Source organism: Marinobacter flavimaris (assembly GCF_002933295.1).
Taxonomy (GTDB): domain Bacteria; phylum Pseudomonadota; class Gammaproteobacteria; order Pseudomonadales; family Oleiphilaceae; genus Marinobacter; species Marinobacter flavimaris.
In genome coordinates this window covers 1-22,914 of record NZ_PSSW01000001.1, presented here as the reverse complement: position 1 = coordinate 22,914, position 22,914 = coordinate 1, and the positions used below count along the sequence as shown (strand labels likewise).

Here is a 22,914-nt window from a genome sequence, read left to right as displayed (position 1 = left end):
CTGCTTTTCCCACCACCAGGCCCCGCAATCACCGATTTAAAATTGCTTTCCGTTTTCTGATCTCAATAGCATTTGCTCACGTATCACTTTTTTTATTATGCAAATCAGCACTATAAGATCTCATAAGGAAGCTTTTAAATATAACATGACACACAAAGACTGTTCTTGATATTTATTCAGTATCATATAATATGGAGTCATTGACCCTCAGTTGTTATTGAGGGTTCTCTGTTCACGGACAACAGAACAACAAGCCCGATCCGGAGGTATTTGTTTATGTACGCCCAGCTCGTTGAAACCGGCGCCAAGCGCCTTAAGACCAAAGAAGAGATGTCGCCCGAAGAGCGCGACTTTCAGGAAAAGGTCGACGCCGAAACCAAAATCGAACCCAAAAACTGGATGCCGGAAGGCTACCGGAAGACCCTGATTCGCCAGATTTCCCAGCACGCCCACTCTGAAGTGGTCGGCATGCTGCCGGAAGGCAACTGGGTTACCCGCGCGCCTACGCTCAAGCGTAAGCTCCAGCTGATGGCCAAGATTCAGGACGAAGCGGGCCACGGCCTGTACCTGTATAGCGCCATGGAAACCCTGGGTGCTGACCGTGACGAAGAGATCGAAAAGCTGCACCAGGGAAAAGCCAAGTATTCCAGCATCTTCAACTACCCGACCCTGAACTGGGCGGACATGGGTGCTGTTGGCTGGCTGGTAGACGGCGCCGCCATTGTTAACCAGGTGGTGCTGCAGCGTACCTCCTATGGTCCCTATTCCCGCGCCATGATCCGCATCTGCAAGGAAGAAAGCTTCCACCAGCGTCAGGGTTACCAGATCCTGCTGGACATGATGCGCGAAGGCACCGAGGAACAGAAAGCCATGGTGCAGGACGCCATTAACCGTCTGTGGTGGCCGGCACTGATGATGTTCGGACCGCATGACGACGAGTCCCCGAACTCCCAGCAGTCCATGGCCTGGAAGATCAAGCGCAAGAGCAACGACGAACTGCGCCAGATGTTTATTGACCAGACCGTGCCGCAGCTCGAATTCCTTGGCTGCACTGCACCGGATCCGGACCTGAAGTGGAACGAAGAAACCGGCCATTACGATTTCGGCGAAATCAACTGGCAGGAGTTCTACGACGTCCTCAAGGGCAACGGTCCCTGCAACCGCGAGCGCATCAAGACTCGCAAGAACGCTATTGACGAAGGTGCCTGGGTCCGTGAAGCGGCCGTCGCCTACGCCGAAAAACAAAAACAGCGCGCACAAGCCGCCTGATACCGGAGGAATACAACATGTCTGAATGGCGCCTTTACGAAGTCTTTGTACGGTCCAAGCACGGCCTGAACCACAAACACGTGGGCAGCGTGCATGCCGCAGACGCCGAGATGGCCATGGAAAACGCCCGTGACCTTTACACACGCCGTAACGAAGGCGTAAGCATCTGGGTGGTTCCCTCCGACGCGATCACGGCGTCCGCGTCCGACGAGAAGGAAGTGCTTTTCGATCCGTCGGAAGACAAGGTTTACCGGCACGCTTCCTTCTACAAGCTGCCCGATGAAGTCGGACACATGTAAGGAGCGGTACCCATGACACAAACAGAAGCATTAAAGGAATACCTGCTGCGCCTGGCAGATTCCGACATGATCCTCGGCCAGCGCCTTTGCGAGCTGTGTGGCAAGGCCCCGGCGCTTGAGGAAGAGATGGCACTGATGAACGTTGCCCTCGACCTCGTCGGCCAGGCTCGCAACTGGTACGAGTATGCAGCCGAGCTGATCGACGATGGCCGCGATGCTGACAAGCTGGCCTTCCGCCGGGACGCTCACGAGTATCGCAACCTGCTGATGACCGAGCAGCCCAACGAGGACTACGCCGTCACCATGGGCCGTCAGTTCTTCTTCGACGTGTACCACTACTTCACGCTCAAGAGCCTGACCGAATCCAGCGACGAGCGCATTGCCGGCATCGCTGCCAAGGCGCTGAAAGAGGTGACCTACCACCTGCGCCGCTCCTCGGAGTGGGTGAAGCGTTTTGGTGATGGCACTGAAGAAAGCCACCGCCGCATGCAGGACGCCGTCGACATCCTCTGGCGTTTTACCGGCGAGCTTATCACGCCGGACGACACCGATCGTGTGATGGCCGAGGCGGGCATTGGCCCGGATACTGACCAGCTGGCCAAAGACTGGCGCGGCATGGTCAACGAGGTGCTCACCCAGGCAACCCTGACTCCTGGCGCGGAAGACGCCTGGATGTACATGGGTGGCAAGCACGGCGAGCACACCGAACACCTCGGTTTCATCCTGGCAGAAATGCAGTTCCTGCAGAGGGCCTATCCCGATGCCACAACATGGTGATTCAGACAGCCGGTCAGCTGTCGACATTCTGATTGCCAGTGATCGGGTGCCGGCCAACGCCCGCCCCGATCTGCTGACAGAGGACGACATCTGGGCACTTCTTGAAGAGGTCAAAGACCCTGAAGTGCCGGCAGTCAGTGTCGTGGAGCTCGGCATTGTCCGGGCGGTTCACTGGGACGGTAAAGAACTGTCCATTGACGTGACCCCGACCTACTCCGGGTGCCCGGCAACCGAACTGATTGAGGAGCTGATCGCCGAGGCGCTGCGCGCCGCTGGCTTCCGCGATCCGAAAATCAAACAGGTTCTGACCCCTGCCTGGACCACCGACTGGATCACAGACGAAGGCAAAGAAAAGCTTCGGGCGTTCGGTATCGCGCCACCCGAGGGCAGCTCCAGCAAAATGAGCCTGCTCGGAGAACCGGAGGTCATTGCCTGCCCTCATTGCGGCAGCAAAGACACCGAACGGGTCAGCGAGTTCGGATCCACCGCCTGCAAAGCCCTTTATCGTTGCAAGGAATGCCTCGAGCCCTTCGACTATTTCAAATGCATCTAGAGCCGATACGATCATGAACAAATTTTACTCACTGACCCTCAAAGAGGTCAGACCTGAAACAAGAAACGCCGTATCACTTGCTTTTGACGTGCCGGAAGATCTGGCAGACAAGTTTCACTACCAGCAGGGCCAGCACCTGATCGTGCGCACCAAGCTGGATGGCGAGGAAGTTCGCCGCTCCTACTCGATCTGCCGCAGTGTCAACGACCAGGAGCTTCGCATCGCCGTCAAACAGGTTCCGGGCGGTCGCTTCTCCACCTTTGCCAACGAGCAACTCAAGCCCGGCCAGACTCTGGAAGTCATGCCGCCGCAGGGCCATTTCTCGGTTGATCTGGACCCCGAGCGTGAAGGCAACTACCTGGCGGTAGCCGCCGGCAGTGGTATTACTCCGATCCTCTCGATCGTGAAGACCACCCTGGAAACCGAGCCCAAGAGCGAGGTCACCCTGTTCTACGGCAACAAGGCCACCAGCAGCACCATGTTCCGTGACGAGCTGCAGGACCTGAAAAACGAGTACATGTCCCGCCTTAACCTGGTGTACATCTTCACCCGTGAAGAACAGGACATAGACCTTTACAACGGTCGTATCGACCACGAGAAGTGCGACAAGCTGTTCGACCACTGGATCAATGCCAAAGAGCTCACTGCTGCGTTTATCTGTGGCCCTCAGCTGATGACCGAGACCGTGCGGGACTCGCTGCTGAATCATGGCATGGAAAAAAGCAAAATCCATTTTGAACTCTTCACCCCGGCCGGTGGCGTGCCTCAGGCCCGGAAAGACCGCGATCCTGCCCACGTGGATCCGCAGTCTGTCAGCGAAGTAACCGTTATTGCCGATGGCCGCTCCCTGACCTTCCCACTGGTACGCGACACCAAGAGCATCCTGGATGCCGGGAATGAGGAAGGCGCTGATCTGCCTTACTCGTGCAAGGCCGGTGTCTGCTCGACATGCCGCGCCAAGGTGGTGGAAGGCGAAGTGGAGATGGACCAGAACTTTGCTCTGGAAGACTACGAGGTGGAAGCCGGTTACGTGCTTTCCTGCCAGTGCTACCCGATCAGCGACAAGGTGGTTCTGGACTACGACGAAATGTAGTTTCCGCCCCCAAAACAAGACAAGAGCAAGGCAAGTCCCGCAGCAACGGGGCTTGCCTTCGCGTTTCAGAAACGAATGGAGTTTCCCATGTCAGTCCTGAAAAGTTTCATTGCCGGCCAGTGGGTCGGCGAAAAGCCCGCCAAGGCTCTGCCAAGCGCCGTTAACGGCGAGATCGTCGCCCATACCCACGACGACACCCTCGATTTCAAGAACGCTGTTGAGTATGGCCGCAAGGTTGGCGGCAAAAACCTCATGGCGATGGATTTCCAGGAGCGCGCCCTGGCCCTGAAGGCCATGGCCCTGTACCTCCAGGAGCACAAAAAAGAACTCTACGCCCTGTCGATGCATACCGGTTCCACCAAGGGCGACAACGGCATCGATATCGACGGTGGTTTCGGTACGCTGTTTTCCTACGCCAGCATGGGCCGCCGCGAACTTCCCTCGGGCAACGTGGTTCACGAAGGCCCGGTGACTCCGCTGGGCAAGAACAACCACTTTGCAGGCACCCATATCCTGGTGCCCCGCGGCGGCGTTGCGGTTCACATTGACGCCTACAACTTCCCGGTATGGGGCATGCTCGAAAAGTTTGCACCCACCTTCCTGGCAGGCATGCCGTCCATCGTGAAGCCGGCCACCTCAACCTGCTACGTGACCGAACTCGCCGTCCGCCTGATGCAGGAATCCGGCGCGCTTCCGGAAGGCAGCCTGCAGTTGATCATTGGCAGCACCGGCGACCTGTTTGACCATCTGGAAGAGCAGGATGTGGTGACCTTCACAGGCTCGGCCGCAACGGCACGGAAGCTCAGGAACCACCCGAACATCATCAATCGTTCGATTCCGTTCAACGCTGAGGCCGATTCACTGAACAGTGCTATTCTGGCGCCGGACGTCACCCCGGAGCACGAAGAATTCGAGGTCTTCGTGAAGGAAATCCGCCGCGAGATGACTGCCAAGGCCGGTCAGAAATGTACCGCCATTCGTCGTATCTTCGTACCGAAAGATCAGGTAAACGCGGTCTGCGACAAGCTGAAAGAGCAGCTCTCCAAGATCACCGTGGGTGATCCCTCTGTCGAAGGCGTCCGCATGGGCGCATTGGCCTCCGTCGACCAACTGGAAGATGTGAAAGCCAACATCCAGGAATTGCTCAAGACCAGTGAGCTGGTTGTGGGTGGCGAAGGCAACTTCAAGGCTACCGGCGATGGCACCGAGAAGGGCGCGTTCATCGAACCGCACCTGCTGCTCTGCCGGAACCCGGAGAACGGCTGTGGTGCCCACGATATCGAGGCATTCGGCCCGGTTGCTACCGTCATTCCTTACGACACCATCGAGGACGCGGTTGAGCTTTGCTCCAGGGGCCGCGGCTCCCTGGTCACCACTCTGACCACCCGTGATCCCGCCATTGCTGGCAGGGTCGCCCCGCTGCTTGCCGCGTTCCATGGCCGCCTGCACCTGCTGGATGCCGAAGCCGCAAAAGAATCCACAGGCCACGGTTCGCCCCTGCCCATGCTGAAGCATGGCGGCCCCGGTCGCGCCGGTGGTGGTGAGGAACTGGGGGGTATCCGCGCGGTTCACCACTACCTGCAGCGCACCGCAATCCAGGGCTCGCCCAGCATGCTGGCTGCGGTTACCCGCGAGTATGTACGCGGTGCCGATCTGATCGAAACCGACGTGCACCCGTTCCGTCGCCACTTCGAAGACCTGCAGATCAACGAATCGCTGCTGACTCACCGACGCACCGTTACCGAAGCCGACATCGTCAACTTTGGCTGCCTGTCCGGTGATCACTTCTACATGCACTTTGATGAAATCGCAGCGCGGGACTCCCAGTTCGGCAAGCGTATTGCCCACGGTTATTTCGTGCTTTCCGCTGCTGCCGGCCTGTTTGTCTATCCGGGCGAGGGCCCCGTGCTGGCTAACTATGGTCTGGACACACTGCGCTTCATTGAACCGGTTGCCCCGGGAGACACCATCCGGGCACGACTGACCTGCAAGCGCAAGATTGATCAGGGTCGGACATCTCCGGACGGACATCCTCAGGGTGTGGTGGTCTGGGACGTCCAGGTTCACAACCAGAACGACGAAATGGTTGCGAGCTACGACATCCTGACACTGGTTGCCAAGAAGCCCGAGTAACACCGGGCTTTCCTGTTTTCTCCCTGTCCTGGACCCCAGGGAGAAAGCGTCAGGCAAATAAAAGGGGGACAGGTCGCAAGACCTGTCCCCCTTTTATTGGTGCAAGAAAAACCCGGGCGCTTACATGCCCAGATAGGCTTCCCGCACCTTCTCATTGCTGAGCAGCTCACGGCCGGTCCCTTCGATCACTACCTTGCCGGTTTCCAGCACGTAGCCGCGATCCGCCAGAGCCAGCGCCTGGGAAGCATTCTGCTCTACCAGGAAGATGGTAATACCCTCTTCCTTGAGTTCCTTGACGATGTTGAAGATCTCCTCGATGATCAACGGCGCCAGACCCATGCTGGGCTCATCCAGCAGCAGCAGTCTTGGCTTGGCCATCAGGGCACGGCCCATCGCAAGCATCTGTTGCTGGCCACCGGAGAGCTCGCCTGCCAGGTTATGGCGCTTCTGTCGCAGAATCGGAAACTTGGTGTACATCCGTTCCAGATCGTCCATTACCTCGGGGGTTTTGCCACGGGTATAGGCGCCCAGAAGCAGGTTGTCATGAACGCTCAAGTCCTTGAACACCTGCCGGCCTTCAGGCACCTGGACGATGCCATCAGCTACCCTCTGATCGGCAGTGATCTTTGAGAGATCCTTGCCTTCAAAGGTGATGGCACCCCGGTCTGTGGGCTGAAGACCCGAGATAGTCATCAACAGTGTGGATTTGCCAGCACCATTGGCGCCTACCAGTGACACGATCTCACCACTGTTGATGTGGATGTCCACATCATGCAGGACTTCAATCTGGCCGTAGGAGGTCACCAGTCCCTTGATGGACAGCATCTCTTCTTTGGCATGAGGCGCCGTCACCCGGTCTGCGTGCTTCAGGCCAAGACCACCGAATTTCTCGGGTGTATAGCTGACAATCTGGTGCCGCAATTCCCGGAATTCCTCCCGGACGCGCTCACCGAACAGCGGATCGTTTTCCACGTCCCGCGCTTCAATGATCTGCTGCCAGTCTTCCTCGGTCAGGAGTTTACGGGCCCGTGGAATAACCACGCCCTCTTCCTTGCGAATGTGTTTGCGCAAGGCTTCCGTGAAACGGGCCAGAGCATGGCTGAACTCTTCGCGACCTTCCGGCCAGCCTTTTTCGCACTCCGCCAACAACTGGCGCAACTCCACCAGCTTTTCGTGACCGATGACATAGCCCCTGGCCAGCTTCTCCAGCAGAGGCGCTGTCTCGGGGGACTTCTCACTGAGCCGTTTGTAGAGCTCAATGTCCGTGGGCGTGCTATGCACCCGCTGGGAGAAGTGCTGGATGTAATCAAAAATAGTCTTCAGCAGCCGCTCATCCGGGCGCTGATCGTTAAGGTTCATATCACTCAGCAACTGATCCAGCAGATCCAGAATCCGCCACAGCGCCTGGTGCTCATGAACAATAATCCGTACGGCCTGCTCACTGCGTGACTGGGCAGGCGCCATTTCAGTATTTTGCTCGCTCATGTGAAATGTCTCCTTGCTCAGCCACCCAGATAGGCGGCGATAACATCCGGGTTCTGGCGAATTTCCTCAGGGGTCCCTTCCGCCAGAACACGGCCATAGTTAAGCACCAGCAACCGGTCGGATATCCCCATCACCAGTTTCATGTCGTGCTCAACCAGCATTACCGTGGTGCCCTGATCCGCAATTTTCCGGATCAGATCCTCCAGGGCAGCGGTTTCAACCGCGTTCAAACCGGCGGCGGGCTCGTCCAGGAGGATTACCTTTGGTTCAGCGGCCAATGCCCGGGCAATCTCCAGGCGCTTCAGCGCGCCATAGGACATCGCCGATGCTTCGGCATCCAGGTAGTCACCGCATCCCACATACTCCATCAGCTCGGCGGCGCGCTTACGGGCCGCGGCCTCGTTGCGGCGCAAGGAAGGCAAACGGAACAGGGTCGTAAACAGGCTGCTTTTGAGCTGCAGATGCCGACCCAGCATCACGTTTTCGATGGCGGTCATGTTCATGCAGATCTGCATCTGCTGGAACGTGCGGCACATGCCCCGCTCTGCCAGTTCATTGGGCTCCAGCTTGGCGGTGCTCTCACCGTTCAGCAGGATCTCGCCTTTGGTCGGCGTATAGAGCCCTGTGATCAGGTTAAACAGCGTTGTCTTGCCGGCACCATTGGGGCCGATAACAGAATAGACCTGTCCGGCTTCAACCGAAAAGCTGACGCCTTCCACCGCATGGACACCACCAAAGGCTTTATCCAGTCCCTTTACTTCGACCAGTGCTGTCATGCCTCACCTCCCGCTTTCTTGCGCATTTTCTTGGAAACAAACGCGGTCAGTGTGGGCAGCAGCCCTTTTGGCATGAAAATCATGGTGAGCATCAGGATCAGGCCGAACATGACATGTTCCAGCTCCTGGAAATCTGCCAGAACCTGGGGCAAAAGCTTCAGCACCACGGCGCCAAGAATGACACCGAAGGTCGAGCCCATGCCACCCAGAACAACCATGGTGATGAACAGGATGGAGAATTCGAAGCTTGCTACCGCAGGCGTAATGAAGCCCTGGAAGTGGGCATAAAGACTGCCCATCAGGCTGGCGTAGATCGCCGAGATCACGAACACCAGGCTTTTGTATTTCGCGGTGTTCACACCGACAACGCTGGCAGCCACTTCCGAGCCGTGAACCGAACGCAGCGCCCGGCCAATCGGCGATTCAATCAGGTTCAGGGCAAACCACACCGCTACCAGAAGCACCACGCTGGCGAAGATATACCAGGCCTGGAAGCCTTCGATCGTGATACCGAACAGCGAATAGCGACCAAACGCGCTCAGCTCCCAGCCAAATATTTCGAAGGCCGGCACCGGCATACCGTCTGGCCCGCCGGTCAGTGCACGCTCGTTGTTCAGGATGATGGCAATGATAAAACCAACGGCAAGGGTCGCCATGGAAAGGTAGTGGCCTTTCAGACGCAGAATCGGACGGCCGACAATCCAGGCAATCGCGCCCACAACGATGGCTCCAACCACCAGAGCAGGTACCGATGACCAGCCATAAGTACCGGTTGCGATGCCGGTAAAATAAGCGCCGAGGCCAAAGAAGCCGGCATGTCCCAGGCTGATCTGGCCGGCAAAACCTACCAGAAGGTTCAGGCCAACAACCGTAGCGGCAATGATCGCCATCTGGGTAACCAGTTCGTAGTGGAACGGGTTGCCCAGAAACGCGGGCAGAATGACAAGAATGAGGGCGAGGATCACCAGTCCCCGCAGGCGCGACTGCATAAACGTGTTCAACATCAGACGCGCTCCACTACCTTGGCACCGAACAATCCGCGGGGCATGAAGAACAGCACCAGCAGGATCATGGAGAATGCCACGGCATCCTTGTAGTCCGATGAAATGTAGCCGGCCGCCATGGCCTCAACGATGCCCAGCGAGAGACCACCAACCACCGCGCCAACGCCGCTACCCAGGCCGCCAATGGCAGCCGCCACAAAGCCTTTCAGCCCGAGAATGATACCGATGTCGTAGGACGTGAACGTGATCGGGGCAACAACAATACCGGCCACAGAGCCCAGTAATGCCGAAACCATGAATGCCAGCATCAGAACCATCTGAGTCCGGATACCGACAAGGCGCGCAGCCTCCTTGTTCATGGATGTCGCCAGGATAGCCTTGCCAATCAGTGTCTTGGTAAAGAACAGCACCAGGCCGACCACCAGGATCGCGCCAATACCGAGAACCCAGAGGCTCTGGCTATTCAATACCGCTCCGAAAACTTCAATAGGCTGGTCTGTGCTGAAATTCTGCATCACGTGGTATTCCTTGCCCCAGACAACCTGGGCAATACCACGGATAAAGATCGACGCACCGATGGTGATAATGATCAGGGTAACAACATCGGCCTGCTTGGCAGGTGCAATCGCGAACCGCTGCAGGGCGACGCCAAGAATACCGGCCAGAATGACCGCCAACACGACTGCCAGGATCATGGGCACGCCCATGGCCGTAAGCGAAACCGTAGCCATGCCTCCAATCATCAGAAACTCGCCCTGGGCGAAGTTGATGACGTGACTGGCGTTGTAGATGAGGGTAAAGCCGAGGGCTATCAGGGCGTAAGTCGCACCGATAGTAATCCCGGTGAACAGGTACTGTAAGAATTCTGCGAGCATAGCGGTGGTTCCGGTCGAACATCGGCTGGCGACTTACCCTGAATAGGGGTCGTCGCCAGCCGCGAGACAGGTTAAAGGGGTATCAGTCGATCAGTTTCCATTCGCCATTCTGGACTTCCAGAATGCGGAAGGAGTCTGGATCAAGGCCGTTGTGGTCTTCCGGTGACATGTTGAATACACCGGTTACGCCGACATAGCCCTGGATATTCTCCAGTGCGTTACGAACGGCTTCCGGATCGGTCGAGCCGGCTTCTTCCATAGCGCGGACCGCCAGCATCAGGCCATCGTAGGCGTAGGCACCGAAGGTGGACACCTTGGAATCCCAACGGGCTTCGTATTCAGCCTTGTAGTTCTGAACCACTTCTTTCTGGGGATCGTCGTTCGGCAGGGAATCCGGCACCAGCAGCGGAGACGCTGGCAGGCGAAGGCCTTCTGCAGACGAACCGGCGAGCTCGAGGAAGCTGTCGGATGCAACACCGTGGGACTGATAGAACGGGAGTTCCATGCCCAACTGAGCATAGTTGCGGGTTACGATGGCCGGGCCCTGACCGAAACCGAAGTTCAGCACCGCTTCCACACCACTTGTGTTACGGATATTGGTCAGCTGGGCGGTCATGTCTGTATCAGATCCGCTGTAGGTAACGTCGGCTACAACCTCCATTCCCATCGCTTCGGCCACTTCCAGAGTCTGGGTACGACCCGAGCTTCCGAAACCACCGGTACCGGAAATCAGACCAAACTTGGTAATGCCGCGATCCTTCATGTCGGTCAGAATACGCTCTGCCGCCATGCGGTCGGTTTGAGGAGTCTTGAATACCCACTTTTTGACCGGGTTGGTGATAACCACAGCACCGGCCAGGGAGATGAACGGCACTTCTGCCTGCTCAATCAGCGGTACCGCCGCCATGGTAGCGCCGGTAGTACTGCCGCCAACGATGATATCAACCTGGTCCGAGCGGATCAGGCGACTGGCAAAGTTACGGGCAGAGGAAGCGTTGCCAACGTCGTCATAGTGGATCAGCTCCAGTTGACGACCAAGGACACCACCTTCTTCATTAATTTTTTCAACGTACATCTCGAGCGTTTTCAGCTCGGGATCACCAAGGAACGATGCCGGGCCTGTCACTGACAGGAACGAACCGATCTTGATGGGTTCAGCTGCCTGAGCGCTCATCATCATGAGACCGGCGGCTGCAACGGCTGCGCATTTGCCTGCGCGACGAATCACTGTTTTAAACATTGTTTTTGTTCTCCCGTTTTTTGCAGGGGCTTGAGTTTTTGTTTCTTCGCTCCCGGTATGATTCGATACCATTGACGAATATCAAATGAAGTTATTGTATCATAACGCTCGTGTCAACTGATTTCCGGGAGTGCCAACGCGGCTCTGTCAGTAAAGCCGACACTGGCAGAACACGCCAGCACCGCTGATCGAAAGACAAACCTTTACCTGACACGTAAGAACCGCATAATACGTACAACGTGTTTCATTGATTCTTATTTGCGAACTCAGGCCATGACTGCAAAAAGCCAGCTAGAACTGCTCGTCAAGAACTTCCAGAAAAAGCGACCCCTTCGGGCCGGCTCACTCATCATCACCATCTATGGCGATGCCATCGTTCCCCGCGGCGGCAATGTCTGGCTGGGAAGCCTGATGAAACTGGTAGAGCCCATGGGCATCAGCCAGCGACTGGTTCGCACCTCGGTGTATCGTCTGGTTCAGGAATCCTGGCTGCAGACCGAAAAGGTGGGCCGTTGCAGTTATTACAGCCTCACCGGCCCGGGCCTGCGGCGGTTCGAGCAGGCTTTTCAGCACGTCTATAACCTGGGCGCCGAAGAATGGAGTGGAAGCTGGTGCCTGGTCTACCTGAACCAGCTTTCCCCGGAACTCAGGCAAAAAGTCCGGGAGGAACTCAAGTGGCTCAGTTTTGGCAGCATGGCACCCGGGCTGATGGAACACCCACGCTTCACTCGCAGCGAACTGATTCCAATGCTTCAGGAATGGGGTGCTCTCGAAGACACCATCGTGATGCAGACCATGCCCATGGAGCAGAAGAGCCCAAGAGCCCTGAGACTGCAGGTTCGCGAAAGCTGGAACCTTGAGGAACTGGGCGGCCGCTACCGACGCTTCCTGACCCAGTTCCGGCCCCTGTGGCGTGAACTCCAGTCTGAGGACACTCTCAGCCCCGCGGAGTGCCTGATACTCCGGATCCTGCTGATCCACGAGTACCGCAAAATTCTTCTGAGGGACCCGCTGCTGCCCGATGAACTGCTACCCGGTGACTGGGAAGGCCGCAGCGCCAAACAGCTGTGTCGGAACCTGTATCGTCAAATCTATGTGCGGGCCGAGCAGTGGCTGGACGAGAACCTCGAAAACGCCTCCGGCCCCCTTCCAGGTCCGGGTGAGAAGTTTTACAAGCGGTTCGGTGGATTGCGGGATACTGCCATCCAGACAGATCCGACAACAGAACCAGAGGTTCTCTAGGCACCCGCTCAGTCAGTTGCCGAGCGGGACGAGGATGCCAGTTGTTCCCGGGTTTTCAGGCGCCCTTCCCGGCGAATCTCGGCATTGTCGTACCGGCGCTGTTGCTCGTCCGTTTCCGGTATCACTTCCGGGACATCCACCGGCCGGTCATTCTCGTCCAGAGCAACAAAGGTGAAAAAGGCCGAGAGAATGTGCCGCGTATCGCCGGTGTAACTGTTTTCGGCCTCTACCCTGGCACCGATTTCCATGGACGAGCCCCAGCTCCGGTTCAGCGACAGGCTGAACAGCAGCGTATCGTTACCCTTCGCCGGTGCCCTGAAATGGATTGAATCCACGGCAGCCGTCACACAAACATGGGCGGAATGCCGCTCTGCCACGACCAGCGCCAGCCGGTCGCATTTTGCCATGATCATGCCGCCGAACACGGTATTGTGGGAATTCATGTCGTTTGGAAACACCTTGTAGACGTGCTTCTCAATCGCAGATGCTGATACGGGTTTTGAAGGCTTTCCTGGCATGATCTGCTTTCCTCTTCGAGTGACATTCGATTGCGGAATCAATTCAACCCGCTGTCGCGGCTTCGCCCTGACGCTGCTGCGCCCGCCTTGCCAGGTGAAGCATCAAAACGCCTAACGCCATCACCACCAGGGTCAGCCAGAGGCCGTTGGTGTAATTACCTTCCACATCCGCGAGATAGCCAACCACCGCGGGTGCGATCATCTGGGCGATACCGTAGCTGAAGGTCAACCGGCTCATGGGCCGGGAAGGGTTCTCGGGGAAAACCCGCCCTACCATTGCCAGCATCATGCTGACGATACCGATAAAGCTGGCGCCATAAATCACGGAGCTGAGCATCACGCTGGCGAAGCTGGTGTTCACGATCAGCATCAGGATGCTCACGGAGTTCAGGGTGTAGGCCAGATAAAGCGCCAGCCACTGGCCCCAACGCCGGGAAAACACATCCCACAGCCAGCAGGCCGGCGTTGCAGCAAGACCTGCAATCAGCCAGACCAGCCAGCCCTGCCCCTGAAGCTCGGGCATGGATTCCGCAATTGCTACGAGGAAGGTGGCTGTCACCACATAGCCCACACCGGCGCAGAAATACGCCAGCTGGAGGATCCGTATGAACCGGCTTCGCTCGTCACCTGCCTTGGCCGCACCTGTTTTCGGCAAGGCACAGGCCCGGTAGTCCGGCATCCAACGCCAGGCGGGCAACAGAAGCCCAAGGGCCACCAGCCCGTAAATCACCCATTGCTGATCCCAGGTGAACGGATCCTTGATCAGCTCCGCCACCACAGCGGTGAGTACAATCCCGAGCCCGATACCGGAAAAGAACACGCCGAGCTCGGACTTCTGGTTGTTCTTGATCAACCAGCTCATCAAAAGACCGGCACCCAGCAACATACCCGCTGAGGTGCTCAGACCTGAGATAAAACGCAGAATGGACCACACCCACACATTGGTGGTGTACCCCATGAGAACCGTTGAAACCACGGCAACCACCAGGCCAAGCTGGTAGAGCCTTACCTTGAGACCAAGATCGCTGATCCGGGTAATCAGCACTGCGCCGGTCAGGTAGCCTGCGTAGTTCACGGTTGCCAGCATGCCGACAACGGATTTGCTCAGCCCCAGTGCCGCGACCATTTCCGGGATCATCGGCGTGTAGGAAAACCGGGCAATACCCACCATGACCACAACAGCAATCACGCTGGCGACCAGCACTTTTATTGTTTCTATTGGCTTCACAGGGTGTCCTTACTTCGGAACGACTTTAACTCAGGCGCGGCCCAGGAACTTGCGCTCCTCCACGTTAATGCGGATACGATCTCCGGTGGAGATGTGCTCGGGAACCTGAACAACCAGGCCAGTGGCAAACCGGGCGGGCTTGGTTCTAGCCGTCGCAGAGCCACCCTTTACAGACGGGTCCGTCTCCTCAATTACCAGCTCCACCGTAGGCGGAAGAGCCAGCGAAACCGGCGAATCCTTCAACAGGATGACCATGACACCCTGAGTATCTTCGGAAATGAACAGCAGCTCTTCGGCAATGGCCTCGCGGTTCAGGCTGTACTGAGTAAAGTCCTCGGTATCCATGAACACGTACTCATCGCCATCGGCGTAGGAAAAGGTGGCTTCCCGGCGGGTAAGGTCGGCCAGGTTGAGCATGTCCGAATCCTTGAAGGTCTCGTCCAGCTTCTGGTTGGTCACCACATCGTACATGCGCATGCGGTAAAGACTGCCGCCAGCCCGGCCCTGGGGCACGGAACGCTCGATGTCCTTTACAAAATACACCCGACCATCATATTCAACGGCGGAATTCTTTTTGATTTCACTGGCTCTGGGCATGTCTTCTGTTTCCGTAAAATTTGGGGTTTTGGGGCTGCTGATATACCACGACTTCGCCCCGGAATCGATAGATCTTAACTAACCAGGGCACGAACATCCGACAGGAAGCGGTCTACCTGCTCATTGGTCGTTGCCCAGGAGCACATCAAGCGGGCACTGCCACCGATAAAGTTGTAAAATCGCCAGCCTTTGGCCCGCAGTGCCGCCTGCAAAGGCTCCGGCATCTCCACGAAAACGCCGTTCACCTGTCTCGGGTAGCGTAGCTGGATACCTGGAAGACCTTCCAGCCCCTCGGCAAGACGCTGGGCACAGGCATTGGCATGGCGGGCATTCTCCAACCACACATCGCCTTCGAGAAGCCCGCACCAGGGTGCCGAGATATAACGCATCTTGGAGGCCAGCTGGCCCGCCTGCTTACAGCGCCACTCGAAATCCTCCGCCAGAGACCGGTTGAAGAACACCACCGCCTCACCAAGCGCCAGGCCGTTCTTGGTGCCGGAAAAACAAAGAACATCGACACCGGCTTTCCAGGTAATTTCCGACGGATGTACATCCAGCGCAGCCACCGCATTGGCGAAGCGGGCGCCATCCATATGGATATTGAGCTTATGGTGATCGGCGACCGCCCGAATAACCCTGAGCTCCTCGGGTGTGTAGACCGTCCCAACCTCTGTGGCCTGGGTCAGGCTTAGCGCCTTGGGCTTGGGGTAGTGAATATCGGTTCGCTTGGTTACCAGGTGCTCAATGCTCTCCGGTGTCAGCTTGCCGTTCTCGCCCTGCCCCAGAAGCAGCTTGGCGCCGTTGGAGGCGTACTCCGGGCCGCCGCATTCATCGGTTTCAATATGGGCCAGCTCGTGGCAGATCACGCTGTGAAACGACTGACCGATCGAGGCCAGGGCCAGAGAATTGGCGGCAGTGCCATTGAACACGAAGTAAACGTCACAGTCGGTATCGAACAGCGTCCTCAGGCCATCCGCCGCCTTTTGCGTCCAGCTGTCCTCGCCGTAGGCTGGTTCATCCATCCGGTTGGCCGCCTCCATGGCTTTCCAGGCCTGCGGGCACACACCGCTGTAGTTGTCGCTGGCAAATTGCTCGGACTGGGACACAACGCGCTCCTGAATTCTGAAAGGAAAGCCTTTAACGTTATAGGAACCACCCATCATTGCCAACTTGCGTTCCATCCCAATTCGGGTGAGGCCGGGGGAATGACAAAGCCCGATACTTTATACTCTTGCCCCTGAAAGCCAGCAGACCAAGGACTCTCCCGCCATGGGGCGCTTCAATATCGCCAGTATTCCCGGCCGGATTATCACCGCCATTATCGCAGTCGCCTGCCTGGCAGGCAGCTAATATGCGATGACGACCGGGCTCAGCCAGCTCACCGAAGCACGGCAACTGGAACGCCTACCAGAAATGCCCGTCGGCGCTTTGACCACAGGCCCCTATGTGATCGCAGGCAAGGTCACGGATCAGTTGGGAACTCTCGAAACGCCCTATTCCAACACCGAGGCGGTCTACTATCGCTACAAACTCGAGGAGGAATATCGCGACTCCGACGGTGATCTGCGTATCCGCACCCTGGATTCCGGCGCCCGCGGCGGCGACTTCCAGCTCAGGGACCAGACCGGCTCAGTCATTGTAGCTCCGGGCAGCGATCTGGAAGAGGTCGAATGGAATCTGGAGCGAACCTATCGCAATCAGTCCGGCCGCAGAATCTACTCGGAGTGGGCGCTCATTCCCGGACACACGGCGCGGGTAATCGGCCAGTACAGCAGCGAAATCGGGGCAGTTACCTTTTATGGCCTCGAAGACTTCAGCCTTCCGGCCATGGTTTCCCGGAACACGCTGACCGTGGACAGTGGCGACCGGTTCTTCGAGGCAGCCATCCGCATTTCCATCGCAACTGGCTTTCTGGCTCTGGGTATCGCGCTGTCCCTTCCGTTGATCAAAGTTCACCGGTTCTGGGTCTATGTTCTGGTAATGGCCATTGCGGTGTCCGGTACGCTCTCGGTGCTTGGCATCAACAAGCTCCGTCAGGAATGGTCTGCCATCGCCGATTTGTATGAGGGCCGATACCAGCACGCCTGGACCAGCCGCCGACTCGCCGCAGCCAGCATTATTGCTGCCCTGTTGCTCTTGTGGTTGTCGATCCGGACCGTCAAGTTCAAGCGCCTGATCGAAGCGGTACCTACCAGCAGCACCCGGGGACTCAGTTTTGGCGTCTCGGAGCTCAAGGCAATTGTGGATGTCGATGAAGACCATCCCCCGCTCAGGGATCCACTAAAAAACGAGAAATGCGTGGCCTTCGACTACAAGGTTGAAGAAAAGCGGGGTTCCGGAAAAAACGAAAAATGGCGGGTTATTGAGCATCGGGAAGAACTAGCGCCTTTCTGGCTGGAGGACAGCGAGGGAAAGGTTCTCGTCCAGCCAGACGGTGCGAAGATCGAATACCCGCAGTACCATTCGGAGCGCCGGGGCGACAGGCGTTACACCGTCCGCTTTCTCGAAACCTTCGTGAACGTCTACTGCCTGGGTTTTGCCGGCCTGGATCGGGGGCAAGGGGCTTTGCGGGCATCGGCCAATATCGACACCATTCTCCAGCAACGCCATGAGCTGTGGCCCAACCTGGAGAAAATCGTAAAGGCGTCTCTGGCCCACGAAAAACAGCTGCTGAAAGCCATTGCCCAGCTACGCAGTGCGGACCCTGTCGAGATGAGTTCGAAGGGCCAGGCCGACAAGCTTATCCAGTTTGAACAGAACGTAACCAATGCCCTCCAGGCCCGGATCGAGGGATATCCGGACCTGAAGAACAATGAGGACATTCAGAAGTTCATGTCGATCATGGCAGAGACGGAAAACTACCTTTCGCTCTTGCGAAACAGCTACACCGAGAGCGCCATGATCTACAACACCCGGATCCAGTCTTTCCCTGACGTGATCCTGGCAAAACTGTTCCGTTTCCGCGAAGCACCGCAGTTCAGTTCGGAAACGTGAGCTAGCCGTTCAGGCCAAGGTGCTCGGCATCCTGCTCGATGCAACGATCCAGCAGCGCCAGATAGTCCGCTTTGGCCTTCAGCTTGGTTTCACGATGGGCGCGCATGTTCAGGGTTTTGAAATGCTGCGCCAGCTCGGTGGCCCGCTCAACCAGCTTGTCCTGGGCAACCACCTCATCCAGGAACCCCGCCTCTACTGCCCCTTCCGGGTTGTATATCTCAGCGTTCACGACCGAACGGTAAAAGTGGGCGGGCGCCAGTCGATGGCGGGCAATTTCAATCCCGGCGTGGTGCATGGTCATGCCGATTGCCACCTCGTTCAAGCCAAGCTTGAAGGGCCCCTCAATACCAATGCGGTGATCCACTGACAGCAGAATGAACGCGCCCTTGGCAATGGCATGGCCGCTACAGGCACCAATAATCGGCAACGGGAATGCGGCCAGACGCCGGGTAAAGCTGGAGCCGGTTTTTACCAGCGCGGCTGCTTCTTTCGGCCCCTTCTGCATTTCTTTCAAGTCGTACCCGGCAGAGAACACGCCTGGCTGGCCGGTCAGAATCACAACCGCCTTGCCCTGCTCCGCCCGATCCAGCGCCGCGTTGAGCCCCTCGAACACTTCCTGGCTCAGGGCGTTGGCCTTGCCATTGCTGATGGCAATCGTTGCTACACCATCTTTCAATTCATAACTAACCAGCTCAGTCACCTGTTCTACCTCTCTACCGCAATTAAAGTGAGCGTTTGTTTACTTCGCTGGACATGATTGTGGGTTAGGCGCGTCAGAGATTCAATATCCATTGGTCATGTCGCCCAAACCTGGTCGAAATTTGAGATCACCATCGCTTATCTACCAAAACACTGCCTTCAGCATCTTTCTGGACAAGTGTTTGCGTTCTTTTAAAGCCTTTGATGGCTGTGTGATCGGAGTGCACAACTGAACCTACGACTTCTCCTGCCTTGTTGATGACGGAGTATGTGTCGATTTCTGTTTCACCCAAAGGTCCTTTAGTTCTGCTGCCCTCGAGTTTCAGTTCTTCACCCGGATTAAGTCTTACTCTATCTCTCATGGACGGGTATTTCCTTTACAACGCCCGGCTCACGCGCCGGTTTGTAGCCGCGGAGGCGGCGGAAAATCGGTCGCTGTGCAGCCGATTGTTATGTTCTCCTTGAGATGCTAGATTGTGTATAAAAGTCGAAAAGCATACACATAGGTGCATCATGAGAACTAACATAGTCATTGACGACCAGTTAATGGCCGAAGCCCTCAAAGCCTCCGGTTACGAAACCAAAAAAGAGGCCGTCGAGCAAGGCCTTAGACTTCTAGTCCAGCTTAGCAAGCAGCAGGAAATTCGAAAGTTACGTGGCAAGATCAAGTGGGAAGGCGATTTGGGCGAAATGCGAGCTGCCCGATGATCCTGGTAGACACCAGCGTCTGGATCGACTATTTCAATGGGGTCGACAACCCGCAAACTGATCTGCTGGATGCCTCGATAGTTCAAGGTTCGGTTGCTATTGGAGACCTCATATTTTTGGAAATCCTCCAAGGCATCCGCAACGACAAACAGTATCGCCAAACCAAGCAAAGCCTGCTCGCTCTGGATCAGTATGAAATGTTTGGCAAAGAAATGGCAATTAAGTGCGCCGACAACTATCGGGCACTACGAAAAAAAGGCATCACGATCAGAAAAACTGCCGACGTGATCATCGCGACATTCTGTATAGAAAAAGAGTTGCCCCTGCTGTTTTTGGATCGCGACTTCATCCCCTTTGTTGATCACCTTGGACTTGAGCCTGCTCTGAGAGAAACATAACAGCAATTAGGCAGCGCGCTTTATCATTGCAGAAATTTGACTGTGTCACTATTACTGACTTTGAAACATCAATAACGCTGCACTTAAATCGATAAAACAGGAGCTTAGCCGAGCATGGTCATCTCTGCCACGTAATCATTCAGCGTCTGCAATTTGCTCCGCCAATCATACTGGATGAAATGGCTGTGATTTGCTTGGAGGCTCTGACGTAAATCCCTCACTCGAACGTTCGCTTTTGTTTACGACTGGAGAAACCTGATCGAAACCCCAGGGTGATCCTCGACTGGAGCTGACAGCGTCTGCGGCATCCAGGAACCAAGGAGTCTAGTTACGCATCTAACCCGAACATTTCATAAACACCCCAAGCAGCAGCCACGAAATTTTCTCGGTTAGCCCATTACGCCCAGATATGAGAATTATTAGTGTAGTATGCGCGCCAATGTCGCTCTGATGTCATCCAGTCACCGGCCTTAAGTGTTTATTATTTGATCAATTCCAGCGTCCGGGCGAGGGAAGGCCTCCCGAGCCCGAGATGGAGGTGAGCGCCGACAGCGGCTCAGCCGGTGTTTAACCTGGGCCGAGGCAGGCGATATAACCGTTCGGTGACTGTGTGCAGAAGGGCCTTGACCGGGCAGCTACCTGGCAGGTGGAGCTTGATGCGGTCTTTGTACTGCACCACCCGTACGGCCAGCTTGAACAGCTTGATGATGACCGTCGAGGGCTGGGCCTGAGACAACTCGGTGCCTTGCAACAGTTCGGCGCGCAATACAGCTCGGCGTACAGTATTTCCGGGGTTGACTCTTCCAGGGAGGTGACGACGAAGCGGGGGTTATCGCCGAGGGCCATGGTTTCGGCTTTCAGGACAGTGCGAAACGCCTGTGGCCAGGAACGGGCCTGATAATCGATCTCGTGGAAGGTGCGCGAGCGTTGCGGCGGGGCCTGTTCCGCGAGGCGAGCGTTATGGCAGCGGGTATCGTGCAGCCGCCGGGTGGATTGCAGGTGTGGCTCGGCCAGTTTTTTCAGACGGCTGTTGCCGGCCAGGCCGAACAGAAAATCGGTGTACGGATCGTCGAGCGCCAGTTGCATCAATTCCACGTTGGCGAAATGAGCATCACCACGCAGCAGGATGCGGGTCTCGGGATATCCCGTGGCAACTGGCGGGAAAACAGACTGACGGCAAAGCCCCAGCCACTGAGAATCAGACTCCATAACAGCACCGAGCCTTCATGAGAGCCCCAGACGGCGGTGAACTTGTAGTACCATGGCAGCATCGAGTTGGAATTACGGGCCACATAATCCACGCTGAAATCATCCAGAAGAAAACTGGCGGTCAGGCTGGCATAAGAAATCAGTAGAAAAACAAATTGCCCCCATGCCATAGGCTCTGCAAATGCCATCCACAACGGGCGCCGGGTGGCGGCTCCCAGCAAGGGCACGGTCGCCTGAAGCAGCGACAGGCAAAGTGCAATCAACAACGCGAAGAGACCAACTTCAGGGATTGTCAGGGTAAGCATTTCGGGGCCGTGTTCGGTTAAGGGTTCGGCGATGACCGAACCTATCGGTGAGGGGTTCTCAGGTATCGCTTCGTCAGCCAGCCGCCCGGCTGGCTGACGAACTCCCTGTTACTTCCGACCAGGTTGGCGGGTAACGCGCAGATACGGTGTCTGCTCATCCCATCCGTCAGGGAAACGCTCTTTGGCCTCTTCGTTGGAGAGCGACGGAACGATGATCACATCCTCGCCATTCTTCCAGTCCACCGGCGTGGCCACTTTGTGGTTGTCGGTCAGCTGGAGCGAATCAATGACGCGCAGGATCTCGTCCAGATTGCGCCCGGTACTAGGGGGATACGTCAGCATCAGACGGATTTTCTTCGCGGAATCGATAATAAATACCGTTCGAACAGTCACCTTGGGGTCGGCTTTTGGATGGATCATTCCGTACAGGTCGGCAACCACCTGATCCTTGTCTGCCAGCAGGGGAAAATTGAGCCCGGTGCCCTGGGTTTTCTCGATATCCTTCACCCAGTCGTTATGAGAGTCGAGCGGGTCGACAGATACCCCGATCAGCTTCACACCGCGACTGGCGAACTCGTCCTTACGCTTCGCGAAGGCACCGAGCTCTGTGGTACAGACGGGGTGTAGTCGGCGGGGTGTGAAAACAGCACGGCCCAGTCGTCTCCCAGCCACTCATGAAACTGAATGTTTCCCTCGGTGGATGCGACGGTGAAATCGGGAGCGGTTTCTCCAAGTTGCAATGTCATCGTTTCATTCTCCTTTGCTTTGGCTGTCGTTCTCGGTTTGTCAGTACAGACGGTATCCTTAAAGTCAACTTTAAGGTCAAGGCGTTTGTCAGATGTTTTTTAGCCTGATCCATCGAGCTCGACGTTCGTGCCCGATTTTTCGGGTATGAAACTGACATAGAGGAAAAGCACGGTGCCCAGCACAATGGCGATATCGGCAAGGTTAAAGGCTGGCCAGTGCCAGGATTGCCAATAGACATCAAAGGAATCCACAACATAGCCACGAAATATACGGTCAATCAGGTTGCCCATGGCACCGCCAAGAATAAGGCTGTACGCGATGGCTTCTCCCCTGCGGCGGCACTGAACAATCAGCCCGATCAGTACAATCGAGACAACTACCGCGACTGTGATAAGAAAGTATCGCTGCCAACCTCCGCCATCGGCAAACAGGCTGAATGCGGCGCCGGTGTTCCAGACATGCACCCAGTTAAAGAACGGGGTCACCGGAATCGACTCGCCATACGCCATTGACTGCTGGACCAGCCATTTTACAACCTGATCAGACGCCGCAATCAGGCCCGAAATCGCCAGCAGGCCATACGGCAAGTGTTTTTTGGCAACGATGGACATTATTTAACCCTTAAGCGCCAGGATGCGCCTGGTGCATATTCCGGCCCATCGTGACCACCCATTCCGTTTGAACGTGACCGCCTGTTCCGGGCGATCGTGACCGCTCATTCCGTTTTATCGTGACCGATTTCGGGCGTTTTTCCGGAATCGCCGG

22 protein-coding genes and 4 pseudogenes are annotated in these 22,914 nt (G+C 56.6%); 10 read left to right on the top strand and 16 right to left on the bottom strand.

Annotated features, from left to right (window positions below; all coding sequences use genetic code 11):
* Positions 1-276: 276 nt before the first annotated feature.
* The 6 genes from paaA to paaZ all read left to right on the top strand — a co-directional run bounded on the left by paaA (position 277) and on the right by paaZ (position 6,124).
* Positions 277-1,269 carry a 1,2-phenylacetyl-CoA epoxidase subunit PaaA gene (paaA, locus tag MDHKLMBL_RS00125; protein WP_008173802.1) on the top strand — a complete coding sequence of 331 codons (993 nt, stop codon included), beginning with the start codon at positions 277-279 and terminating at the stop codon, positions 1,267-1,269.
* Between the two features lie 17 nt (positions 1,270-1,286).
* Positions 1,287-1,568 carry a 1,2-phenylacetyl-CoA epoxidase subunit PaaB gene (gene paaB / locus MDHKLMBL_RS00120; RefSeq protein ID WP_014577967.1) on the top strand — a complete coding sequence of 94 codons (282 nt, stop codon included), beginning with the start codon at positions 1,287-1,289 and terminating at the stop codon, positions 1,566-1,568.
* Between the two features lie 12 nt (positions 1,569-1,580).
* Positions 1,581-2,345 (top strand): 1,2-phenylacetyl-CoA epoxidase subunit PaaC, encoded by a 765-nt coding sequence (gene paaC / locus MDHKLMBL_RS00115; RefSeq protein ID WP_008173798.1) that lies wholly within the window; start codon positions 1,581-1,583, stop codon positions 2,343-2,345.
* Positions 2,329-2,898 (top strand): 1,2-phenylacetyl-CoA epoxidase subunit PaaD, encoded by a 570-nt coding sequence (gene paaD, locus MDHKLMBL_RS00110; protein WP_008173796.1) that lies wholly within the window; start codon positions 2,329-2,331, stop codon positions 2,896-2,898. The genes paaC and paaD overlap by 17 nt, the downstream gene beginning before the upstream one ends.
* 13 nt (positions 2,899-2,911) lie before the next feature.
* Positions 2,912-3,991 carry a 1,2-phenylacetyl-CoA epoxidase subunit PaaE gene (gene paaE, locus MDHKLMBL_RS00105; protein WP_104269834.1) on the top strand — a complete coding sequence of 360 codons (1,080 nt, stop codon included), beginning with the start codon at positions 2,912-2,914 and terminating at the stop codon, positions 3,989-3,991.
* An 87-nt stretch (positions 3,992-4,078) separates the two neighbouring features.
* Complete coding sequence (gene paaZ, locus MDHKLMBL_RS00100) at positions 4,079-6,124, top strand: phenylacetic acid degradation bifunctional protein PaaZ (protein WP_104269833.1); 2,046 nt, start codon at positions 4,079-4,081, stop codon at positions 6,122-6,124.
* A 120-nt stretch (positions 6,125-6,244) separates the two neighbouring features.
* Here the strand turns inward: paaZ and MDHKLMBL_RS21100 are convergent, their stop codons facing one another.
* From MDHKLMBL_RS21100 to MDHKLMBL_RS00075, 6 genes and pseudogenes are all read right to left on the bottom strand, one after another.
* A complete protein-coding gene (locus MDHKLMBL_RS21100) occupies positions 6,245-6,949 on the bottom strand; it encodes an ABC transporter ATP-binding protein (RefSeq protein ID WP_041646303.1) in 705 nt (234 codons plus the stop codon).
* A 210-nt stretch (positions 6,950-7,159) separates the two neighbouring features.
* A pseudogene (locus MDHKLMBL_RS21095) lies at positions 7,160-7,588 on the bottom strand (hemerythrin domain-containing protein); the annotation flags it as partial.
* A 38-nt stretch (positions 7,589-7,626) separates the two neighbouring features.
* Complete coding sequence (locus MDHKLMBL_RS00090) at positions 7,627-8,385, bottom strand: ABC transporter ATP-binding protein (protein ID WP_008173788.1); 759 nt, start codon at positions 8,383-8,385, stop codon at positions 7,627-7,629.
* On the bottom strand, positions 8,382-9,389 hold the full coding sequence (locus MDHKLMBL_RS00085; RefSeq protein ID WP_014577971.1) for a branched-chain amino acid ABC transporter permease: 1,008 nt from the start codon (positions 9,387-9,389) through the stop codon (positions 8,382-8,384). The genes MDHKLMBL_RS00090 and MDHKLMBL_RS00085 overlap by 4 nt, the downstream gene beginning before the upstream one ends.
* Entirely contained in the window at positions 9,389-10,264 is an 876-nt protein-coding gene (locus tag MDHKLMBL_RS00080; RefSeq protein ID WP_014577972.1) for a branched-chain amino acid ABC transporter permease, read from the bottom strand. The genes MDHKLMBL_RS00085 and MDHKLMBL_RS00080 overlap by 1 nt, the downstream gene beginning before the upstream one ends.
* Positions 10,265-10,346: 82 nt before the next feature.
* Complete coding sequence (locus MDHKLMBL_RS00075) at positions 10,347-11,504, bottom strand: ABC transporter substrate-binding protein (RefSeq protein ID WP_053112794.1); 1,158 nt, start codon at positions 11,502-11,504, stop codon at positions 10,347-10,349.
* Between the two features lie 273 nt (positions 11,505-11,777).
* Between MDHKLMBL_RS00075 and paaX the strand changes: the two genes are divergently transcribed.
* Entirely contained in the window at positions 11,778-12,746 is a 969-nt protein-coding gene (gene paaX, locus MDHKLMBL_RS00070) for a phenylacetic acid degradation operon negative regulatory protein PaaX (protein WP_008173782.1), read from the top strand.
* Between the two features lie 8 nt (positions 12,747-12,754).
* On the opposite strand, the gene MDHKLMBL_RS00065 is transcribed toward paaX, so the two are convergent.
* The 4 genes from MDHKLMBL_RS00065 to MDHKLMBL_RS00050 all read right to left on the bottom strand — a co-directional run bounded on the left by MDHKLMBL_RS00065 (position 12,755) and on the right by MDHKLMBL_RS00050 (position 16,249).
* Positions 12,755-13,264: an acyl-CoA thioesterase gene (locus tag MDHKLMBL_RS00065; RefSeq protein WP_008173781.1), complete on the bottom strand. Its 510-nt coding sequence runs from the start codon at positions 13,262-13,264 to the stop codon at positions 12,755-12,757.
* 43 nt (positions 13,265-13,307) lie between these two features.
* Entirely contained in the window at positions 13,308-14,492 is a 1,185-nt protein-coding gene (locus MDHKLMBL_RS00060) for a YbfB/YjiJ family MFS transporter (protein WP_053112795.1), read from the bottom strand.
* A 30-nt stretch (positions 14,493-14,522) separates the two neighbouring features.
* Positions 14,523-15,089: an elongation factor P-like protein EfpL gene (gene efpL, locus MDHKLMBL_RS00055; RefSeq protein WP_008173777.1), complete on the bottom strand. Its 567-nt coding sequence runs from the start codon at positions 15,087-15,089 to the stop codon at positions 14,523-14,525.
* A gap of 74 nt (positions 15,090-15,163) precedes the next feature.
* The gene (locus MDHKLMBL_RS00050; protein ID WP_227507924.1) at positions 15,164-16,249 is read right to left on the bottom strand and encodes a threonine aldolase family protein; all 1,086 of its coding nucleotides are present in this window, start codon (positions 16,247-16,249) and stop codon (positions 15,164-15,166) included.
* 196 nt (positions 16,250-16,445) lie between these two features.
* Here MDHKLMBL_RS00050 and MDHKLMBL_RS00045 point away from each other — a divergent pair, with 196 nt between their 5' ends.
* Positions 16,446-18,083, top strand: coding sequence for a LemA family protein (locus MDHKLMBL_RS00045; RefSeq protein ID WP_241956148.1), 1,638 nt, complete (start codon positions 16,446-16,448; stop codon positions 18,081-18,083).
* 1 nt (position 18,084) lies between these two features.
* Here MDHKLMBL_RS00045 and MDHKLMBL_RS00040 read toward each other — a convergent pair whose 3' ends face one another.
* Complete coding sequence (locus tag MDHKLMBL_RS00040; RefSeq protein ID WP_008173771.1) at positions 18,085-18,783, bottom strand: crotonase/enoyl-CoA hydratase family protein; 699 nt, start codon at positions 18,781-18,783, stop codon at positions 18,085-18,087.
* Between the two features lie 127 nt (positions 18,784-18,910).
* Positions 18,911-19,144: a hypothetical protein gene (locus tag MDHKLMBL_RS00035; protein ID WP_008173769.1), complete on the bottom strand. Its 234-nt coding sequence runs from the start codon at positions 19,142-19,144 to the stop codon at positions 18,911-18,913.
* 151 nt (positions 19,145-19,295) lie between these two features.
* On the opposite strand from MDHKLMBL_RS00035, the gene MDHKLMBL_RS00030 reads away from it, so the two are divergent.
* Positions 19,296-19,490 (top strand): type II toxin-antitoxin system VapB family antitoxin, encoded by a 195-nt coding sequence (locus tag MDHKLMBL_RS00030; RefSeq protein WP_008173767.1) that lies wholly within the window; start codon positions 19,296-19,298, stop codon positions 19,488-19,490.
* Positions 19,487-19,888 carry a type II toxin-antitoxin system VapC family toxin gene (gene vapC / locus MDHKLMBL_RS00025; protein ID WP_008173765.1) on the top strand — a complete coding sequence of 134 codons (402 nt, stop codon included), beginning with the start codon at positions 19,487-19,489 and terminating at the stop codon, positions 19,886-19,888. The genes MDHKLMBL_RS00030 and vapC overlap by 4 nt, the downstream gene beginning before the upstream one ends.
* Positions 19,889-20,444: 556 nt before the next feature.
* Here vapC and MDHKLMBL_RS00020 read toward each other — a convergent pair.
* The 4 genes and pseudogenes from MDHKLMBL_RS00020 to lspA all read right to left on the bottom strand — a co-directional run.
* Positions 20,445-21,055: pseudogene (locus MDHKLMBL_RS00020) on the bottom strand (transposase); the annotation flags it as partial.
* A pseudogene (locus tag MDHKLMBL_RS21090) lies at positions 21,034-21,402 on the bottom strand (heme lyase NrfEFG subunit NrfE); the annotation flags it as partial. The pseudogenes MDHKLMBL_RS21090 and MDHKLMBL_RS00020, both read right to left, overlap by 22 nt.
* 108 nt (positions 21,403-21,510) lie before the next feature.
* Positions 21,511-22,148, bottom strand: a pseudogene (locus MDHKLMBL_RS00010) (peroxiredoxin).
* A gap of 99 nt (positions 22,149-22,247) precedes the next feature.
* The gene (gene lspA / locus MDHKLMBL_RS00005; protein WP_008173757.1) at positions 22,248-22,760 is read right to left on the bottom strand and encodes a signal peptidase II; all 513 of its coding nucleotides are present in this window, start codon (positions 22,758-22,760) and stop codon (positions 22,248-22,250) included.
* Between the last annotated feature and the right edge of the window lie 154 nt (positions 22,761-22,914).